3 protein-coding genes and 4 pseudogenes are annotated in these 5,817 nt (G+C 37.8%); 6 read left to right on the top strand and 1 reads right to left on the bottom strand.

All coding sequences use genetic code 11. From position 1 onward, the window contains the following. The 6 genes and pseudogenes from FTU34_RS17330 to FTU34_RS18080 form a co-directional block, all read left to right on the top strand. A pseudogene (locus FTU34_RS17330) lies at positions 1 to 326 on the top strand (transposase); the annotation flags it as partial. Positions 327 to 413: 87 nt separating this feature from the next. Then, positions 414 to 701: a hypothetical protein gene (locus FTU34_RS17335; RefSeq protein WP_180036276.1), complete on the top strand. Its 288-nt coding sequence runs from the start codon at positions 414 to 416 to the stop codon at positions 699 to 701. Between the two features lie 347 nt (positions 702 to 1,048). Further along, a pseudogene (locus FTU34_RS17340) lies at positions 1,049 to 2,135 on the top strand (RHS repeat domain-containing protein); the annotation flags it as partial. 536 nt (positions 2,136 to 2,671) lie between these two features. Next, the gene (locus FTU34_RS17345; RefSeq protein ID WP_180036277.1) at positions 2,672 to 2,956 is read left to right on the top strand and encodes a hypothetical protein; all 285 of its coding nucleotides are present in this window, start codon (positions 2,672 to 2,674) and stop codon (positions 2,954 to 2,956) included. A 10-nt stretch (positions 2,957 to 2,966) separates the two neighbouring features. Next, positions 2,967 to 3,389 carry a hypothetical protein gene (locus tag FTU34_RS17350; RefSeq protein WP_180036278.1) on the top strand — a complete coding sequence of 141 codons (423 nt, stop codon included), beginning with the start codon at positions 2,967 to 2,969 and terminating at the stop codon, positions 3,387 to 3,389. Positions 3,390 to 3,481: 92 nt separating this feature from the next. Further along, positions 3,482 to 4,485: pseudogene (locus tag FTU34_RS18080) on the top strand (RHS repeat domain-containing protein); the annotation flags it as partial. Positions 4,486 to 4,853: 368 nt separating this feature from the next. Here the strand turns inward: FTU34_RS18080 and FTU34_RS17365 are convergent. Next, positions 4,854 to 5,817: pseudogene (locus FTU34_RS17365) on the bottom strand (IS66-like element ISAba25 family transposase); the annotation flags it as partial.

Below are 5,817 nucleotides of genomic sequence, written 5' to 3' on the forward strand. Positions count from 1 at the left end.
TGCAGATCGGCAAGCGCATGCGGTGATTCCACCTAGAAAAAATGCGAAACCATGGAAAGATACAAAGATCAGCTCGCTAGCGCGAAATGAATTACTTCGAACGGTTAATCTTGCGAAGCAGTGCTTCAGGCAGGACATTATGGAAAAAATGGTCCGGCTATCATCGGCGAAGTTTGGTTGAAACTAAGATGCATTGCATCAAGTTATTAGGCGATAAACTCAGTGCAAGAAAATTTGATAGCCAAGTCAATGAAATTCATGCACGTGTAGCAGTCCTCAACAGATTTACGGAATTAGGTCGACCACTTACCCAAGTTACGCCTTAAATTTGGCTCAATTAGGGGGGCTTTGTATTTCAAATCTTTGTGCAACAAAGCCGTGATCAGGTTGAAAAGCATGGAGTTGATAAGTAAATGAATATTATAAAATACAAATTATGTATTCTTTTTGTTGTTTTTTTTATTGTATCTTGTGGTATAAATCCTGCGATAATTGTAAATAATAAAAATGATTTTATTAGTGGTTGTATAAATTCAGGTGAGTTTGGAGAAGAAATATGTGAGTGTGTATATAATGATTTACAGAAAAATTACAAATATAATTTCTCTGAGGATGAAAAAAATCTTGATCCGGGAAGTATAGATAATAATATTTATAATCAGAAAATTATAGAGGTATATGGGAAGTGTAATGATTTTTAAATTTCTTAAAAATGGTGGTGGTTTTTCAGTTGTAGTCTTATATTTAATATCTACTATGCTTTATGATTGTGTATATTTTAAGGAGTGTAGAGCTAGGAGGTCATTAAATATATATTTGGAGGACTCTTTTAGTTATTATTTATCGATATTTATTCTTTTTATAGGGGTTCTCATTTCCTTTATTATGGTTGTGAATTATATAGTTAAAAGTATGGATGATTAGTTTGGGGAGGCGTTGTTACACAAAGGTGAAATATTAAATAACCTCTAGATTGCGAAGATTTAAACTGACAAGCATGATAAAAAGGATAACGGTCAGATCGGTTTTGAGTTATTACAAATAGTTTATCCAAACTAAAAACTACAATGATATGGGCTCACTCAGCTCATCCGCCCTGAACAGCATACCTTAGATCAAGTTCAGAAAGCCTCAAAATACCGAGCAGAACGTCATTCCCAAGACGAAAAAAATACTTACTCACGTAGGTGGACGACAGCCGTTTAGGCAAGCTGAATTATCAATATGATGCGGTTGGCCGTTTGATACAGAGCAAAAGTATGCATAAAATAGAAAGCTTTACTTTTGACCCTGCAGGGAATTTAATTGACTCCCTTGCTACACAAGCGTCTCAAGCGAAAAGTAATTTGATCGCTCAATATAAGGGTAAAAACTATAAATACGATGCACAAGGCAATGTGATTGAAAGCAGCCATGCAGGCAAATGATTAAAACTGACGTGGGATAATCTGAACCGTTTGATTTGCAGTGATCATAATGGCCAAGTCACGACTTATGGCTATGATGTATTTGGACGACGTTTATTTAAAAATAGTCATACTGATAAAAGTTTGATTTTATTTGGTTGGGATGGTGACCTAATGATTTGGGAGTCACAACAATCCAGTAATGAACAAGCGCAATATACCAAGCATTATGTTTATGAGCCGAATAGCTTTGTACCCTTGCTACAAACAGGCTATGCCGGATTTATTAAATTAATTGAAACACCAGACTACTCAAAGTTCCAAACAGAACCTTACTCAGTTTATAAAGACTCAGTATGGAAAACTGAAACACGGAAGAATAAGGCTGCATTAGAAAAAGTTACATTTTACCACTGTGACCAAGTCGGTACGCCGCAGACTTTAAGTAATGAGTTAGGTGAGTGTGTTTGGGAAATTAAGCAAGATACATGGGGCACAGCTTTAGCAATTAAGGCTTCAAGTAGCTTGCTTGAGCAAACCAATATACGTTTTCAAGGGCAATATTACGATAGTGAAACAGGATTGCACTATAACCGTTACCGTTATTATGAGTCGCATAGTGCAAGGTATGTGAGTAAGGATCCGATTGGACTATTTGGTGGTTTAAACAATTCTTCGTATGTAAAAGACCCGAATCAATGGGTGGATCCGTTGGGGTTGGCAGCAGATTATCAAATTAAGAAACAGACACAAGAGCTAAGTAAACCTAAAAAACCAATAACTAAAAAACAATTATCAGAAACTTTAGGTACTTTAGGCACTGCTGCAGATGTGATTAGTATTGGGTGTGCAATGACTGTGGTTTGTGCACCAGCAGCTCCTTTTATTGCTGGCGTTGGAACAGGTATGGGCGCACTTAGTGCTGTGTTAGATGATGATAAAACAATGTTACAAAAAACAGCGAGCGTTGCTGTACCAGCGGTTGCTGGAAAATATGCTGGAAAATATGTAGATAATATACCTGAGATAGGTTCTGGTAATGTATCTTCAATTTATGGACTATATGTGGATAAGACAGCGAGTGCAGTAACCGATCATGTAATAGCAGAAAGAAATAAAAATACTAAGACTCCTGTATTAATGTCTCCTGCAGTAAAGATAGATCCTCATAACATACCAATTATTCCTAAAGATCCTTATGATTTTAGCTGTTTAAGGTAGTTTGAAGGCGATTTAGTTTTAATCGAGAGTGAGTCAAGGTTAGCATGGATAAATTAATATTGAAGTTAATGTTTGAGTATCGTTGGTATACAACATTTTTTTTTGCATTTATTTACTTTATTTTATTAGTGGTGTTTATTGGTAGATATAGTTTTAGTGATATTGTTGGGAGTATTATATTTTTTTCACTTCTGTTAATGGCTTTGTGGAATGTTTCATTTTTAATGTTGAAACCAATAAGTATTAGTAGTGGCTATTGGGCGGTTTTAGGAAGAGGAGTATTTATTTTCTCATACTTGATTGGTTTTATTTTTTTGATGGTTTTTTAAAGGATTTATTATGAAAAACGGTTTTTTAAATAACCTTGTCTGTGTATTCTCTATTGTCTTTTTAACAGGGTGTATAGAAACAAAAAGTTCAGATTATTTAAAGCCCAGTGATGAGCTTGCTGCAATACAAGATTTTGTTGTTGAAAAGAAAAGGGAATTGCCTGTTTTAGTTGATGCATATACAAATTGGGTGGACTTGAAGATAGTCGATAATAAGTTAATCTATGTATATAAAATTAATACACAAAGCATTTCTGTTGAACAGGCTGAAGGTATGAAGGAATATTATTACTCTGGCAGGAAGAAAGTAGAAATTTGTAATTCAATAAATAACTTATTGAATATTGATATTATATATATTTATAGGTATTTGAATTCAAGTGATGAAATATTGGTTGATATACCATTTGATAGTGGAATGTGTGAAAACTAACTTAAAGAATGATGTAGTATGGAGTTGCTGGAAATTAAAATTTTAATATGATTATTTTGTAATATTGATATTCTTAGTGATAACAAGAAATTTTATGGAGTGTTCGGCATCAGGCGGAACGGCAGTATCATTATGATCAAAATTATCTACTCACTCAGGTGGACGACAGCCGTTTAGGCAAGCTGAATTATCAATATGATGCGGTTGGTCGTTTGATACAGAGCCAAAGTGTGCATAAATCGGAAAGCTTTACTTTTGACCCTGTAGGGAATCTGATTAACCAGATTGCCACGCAGGCGTCTCAAGTGAAAAGTAATTTGATCGCTCAATATCAGGGTAAAAACTATAAATACGATGCGCAAGGCAATGTGATTGAAAGCAGCCATGCAGGCAAAACATTAAAACTGACGTGGGATAACCTGAACCGTTTGATCCAAAGTGAGCTTAATGGTCAGGCGACTGAATATGGTTATGATGTATTTGGAAGGCGTTTATACAAGAAAAATCAAAATGCGCAAACCCTGACCTTATTCGGCTGGGACGGTGACCTGATGATTTGGGAGTTACAGCAATCTAATGACGTTGAAGAAAACTACACTAAGCATTATGTCTATGAACCGCAGAGTTTTGTACCGCTGCTGCAAACGGGCTATACAGGTTTTATCAAGCTTCTAGAAACCCCAATTATTCTCAATTTCAGCATGAAGATTATTCGGTTTATAAAGATCCGATATGGAAAACCGAAACACGAAAAAATAAAGCTGAATTGGAGCGGGTGCTTTTTTATCACTGTGACCAATTTAGTACGCCGCAAACATTAACTAATGAATTAGGTGAGTGTGTTTGGGAAATAAAACAGGATGCATGGGGTGAAGCTATAGAAATAAAAGCCACTAATGCATTGCTTGAAGACACTAATATTCGTTTCCAAGGCCAATATTACGATGACGAAACTGGCTTACATTATAACCGTTACCGTTATTATGAGCCGTATAGTGCAAGATATGTAAGTAAAGACCCGATTGGATTGTTTGGTGGGTTGAATAACTCTTCGTATGTGAGTGATCCGAATCAGTGGGTTGATCCAGAAGGATTAAATAGTTTTAATTTTGGTGAAATGTTTGGAATTCCAGCAAGTGCTCAAGCTAGAATAGCATATGAAGGACAGCGTAATTATGATTGTTGGATGAAAACAGGGAGACAATGTGAAATTGCAGTAGAACCTTTGTTTGATTATGTAATATGTACTGGAGGATTCTCAGCATTTGGAGGTTCTAAGATATATAATTTACATAATGGTAATGTCTATACCGCGGGTGGTATTTCGTTAACTGGAACTAAAGATATGAAAGATCATGCAAAAACGGTAGGAGATATTGCTGAAAAAAGTATAGATAATAAATTTAAAATAGGAGCTACTAAGCTGAATAAACTGTAAGCGTCCGCTGAATCCCATACCAATTTTTAATTCGATTTAGGTTTCCAGCAGTGTGGCAGTAACTCTTCAATCTGGGTCACTTTATGTGTCGGCAGCCTTTTCAGCACATCACTTAAATAGGCATACGGATCCAAGCCATTCAGCTTTGCTGACTGGATTAAAGTCATGATGTTTGCCGCTCGCTGACCACTGCGCAGCGAACCTGCAAACAGCCAGTTCTTGCGCCCCAACGCCCAGGGACGCATCTGATTCTCTACCCAATTGTTGCATATCGGTAGATTGCCATCATCCAGATAGCGGCTTAAGGCTGGCCAACGCTTCAGAGTGTAATTGATGGCCTTGGCGGTGGGAGAACTCGATGGCACTGTCAGATGATGTTGGTTGAGCCATTCATATAGTTGTTGCATCACTGGTTGACTATGCTGTTGTCGGTATTCGCGGCGGTCTTCCGCTGTACCATCGGTCTTTTTCCTGAGTTCTGCTTCTATCGCATACAGTTTCTGAATCAGCACCAATGCCTGTTCAGCGACCTGACTTTTCCCAGTTACATGCAGTTCATGGAATTTACGACGTGCATGGGCCATGCACCCCACCTCAATGACCTGACCTGATTTAAAGCGTGCTTTATAACCACTGTAATCATCACAGACTAGATAGCCCTGCCAGCCTTTCAAGAACTCTGCAGCATGCTGGCCTGAACGACTATCCTGAAAGTCATAGATCACCGCCTGAACTGGATTGTACTGTGTGGTGGCATAGGCCCAGACATAACCTTTCTTCGGTTTTTTATCATTCTCACCCATCCGCATGATGGTGACCGGCGTTTCATCGGCATGGATCACCCGCTGTTGCAGCACCACCTCTTTTAAGGCATTGGCCAGAGGTTCCAGTTCCACACCGCAGCGACCAATCCAGTCAGATAACGTGGATCTGGACAGATCAATGCCAGCCCGCTGATAGATCAGGCGCTGACGGTACAGCGGCAAATGA

The sequence above is a fragment of the Acinetobacter sp. YH12094 genome (genome assembly GCF_013419295.1).
Classification (GTDB): Bacteria; Pseudomonadota; Gammaproteobacteria; order Pseudomonadales; family Moraxellaceae; genus Acinetobacter; species Acinetobacter amyesii.

Bases quoted from the DNA above. Each gene is read 5' to 3' on its own strand.
- FTU34_RS17335 (WP_180036276.1), top strand. From the start codon at position 414: ATGAATATTATAAAATACAAATTATGTATTCTTTTTGTTGTTTTTTTT.
- FTU34_RS17345 (WP_180036277.1), top strand. From the start codon at position 2,672: ATGGATAAATTAATATTGAAGTTAATGTTTGAGTATCGTTGGTATACA.
- FTU34_RS17350 (WP_180036278.1), top strand. From the start codon at position 2,967: ATGAAAAACGGTTTTTTAAATAACCTTGTCTGTGTATTCTCTATTGTC.